1 protein-coding gene and 1 pseudogene are annotated in these 1,647 nt (G+C 66.1%); one reads left to right on the top strand and one right to left on the bottom strand.

Going from position 1 to position 1,647, the window contains the following annotated elements; genetic code table 11:
• Window positions 1-552: pseudogene (locus tag ABT114_RS50345) on the bottom strand (IS5 family transposase); the annotation flags it as partial.
• Window positions 553-897: 345 nt separating this feature from the next.
• Here ABT114_RS50345 and ABT114_RS50350 point away from each other — a divergent pair.
• Window positions 898-1,560 carry a Type 1 glutamine amidotransferase-like domain-containing protein gene (locus ABT114_RS50350; protein ID WP_351154101.1) on the top strand — a complete coding sequence of 221 codons (663 nt, stop codon included), beginning with the start codon at window positions 898-900 and terminating at the stop codon, window positions 1,558-1,560.
• Window positions 1,561-1,647: the final 87 nt, after the last annotated feature.

Below are 1,647 nucleotides of genomic sequence, written 5' to 3' on the forward strand. Positions count from 1 at the left end.
CAGCTTGGCGGGCTTGCGCCGGCGCGGGCCGCGGCGGGAGCGGATCGGCGGGATCCCGCGGACCAGGGGCTGCAGGGCCTGGCTGTCGTGGAGGTTGGCGCCCGATATACCGACGGAGATGGGCAGACCGGTCCGCTCGGTGATCAGGTGGATCTTCGACCCTTTCTTGCCCCGGTCGCCCATTAGGATTCGGACCTGTCAGGTCCCCCCTTTCAAGGCCCGCATGTTCACCGAGTCGATCGCGCACCTCGACCAGTCCAGGTCTCCGCGAGCGCCGAGTTCGTCCAGCACCAGGCGGTGCAGTTTGGCCCAGACCCGGGCTCTGCTCCATTCACTGAACCGGCGGTGCGCGGTCGGCCCCGACGGGCCGAAGGCTGGCGGTAACTGCTTCCACGTACACCCTGATGTGGCCACGAACACAATCGCGGCCAGCACCTCGCGATCCCCATACCGCCGCCGGCCACCACCTTGAGGCCGTGTCGGAGCCGGTGGCACCACCCGCGCGAACAACTCCCACAACTCATCCGGCACCAGACGCTCCACGATGTCCACGACCGCAGACTATCGAACGCGCCAAATGAGATGTCCTCTTATGGGACACCTTTTAGCGACCGCCTATCTGCGCGACGAACGAGACCAGGCTCCCGGCACGGGCCAGAACCTTAAAGAACAAGCTCAGCGCCTATTCCTGATACAGCCATGGCATGGCGGCGGCCATGACGCGTTGGCGAAGGGCTGGTTGTTGACGCGTGCGGCCAGCGTCGGGCAGGTTGCCACCAAGGGCGGCCGGTTTGCACCGAGCGCAGCGCTGCTGTCGGCAGTATGAGGCATCCGCTCGTGCCAGCACCCACTGCACCGCTTCTGACCACGTCAACAACATTCCTCGGGAAGGACATGATGAAGCTTCTCCTCACCGACTCCGGTATCAAGAACGCGAGCATCCAGGATGCGCTGGTCGACCTCCTGGGTAAGCCGATCGCCGAGTCCAGCGCCCTCTGCATCCCCACCGCGGGGTACGGGGCCCCCGACGCCGATCCGGGCGGGCCATGGCGATTCATCAGCGGACGATCCCCCAACCCCATGACCGAGCTGGGGTGGAAGTCGGTGGGCGTGTTGGAACTCACCGCGCTGCCCAGCATCGAGGAAGCGCGCTGGGTCTCCTGGGTCCAGAAGGCCGACGTCCTGCTGGTCAATGGCGGCGACGCGCTGTACCTGGGCCACTGGATGCGGGAGTCCGGGCTGGCGGAACTCCTGCCGTCGCTGCCCGACACGGTCTACGTGGGACTCAGCGCCGGGAGCATGGTGATGACCCCCCGCATCGGGCAGGACTTCGTGGGCTGGAAGCCGCCCACCGGCGACGACAGCACACTGGGCGTGGTTGATTTTTCGATCTTCCCGCACCTGGATCATCCGGCTTGCCCGGAAAACACCATGGCCGCGGCAGAACGATGGGCGGCCGGGATCGCGGGGCCGGCGTATGCGATTGACGAGCAGACCGCCATCAAGGTGACCGACGGCGCCGTCGAAGTCGTCTCCGAGGGCCACTGGAAGTTGTTTTAGTGCCCGTGTCAGGCCCTCGCATGACAAGTCGAGTGGTCTGCTGATGCAGTTCAGGGGCTCGTCGCTTCGGGCGGATCCGCCCGAAGC

It is taken from the genome of Streptomyces sp. NPDC002088, from assembly GCF_040296605.1.
Taxonomy (GTDB): Bacteria; Actinomycetota; Actinomycetes; order Streptomycetales; family Streptomycetaceae; genus Streptomyces.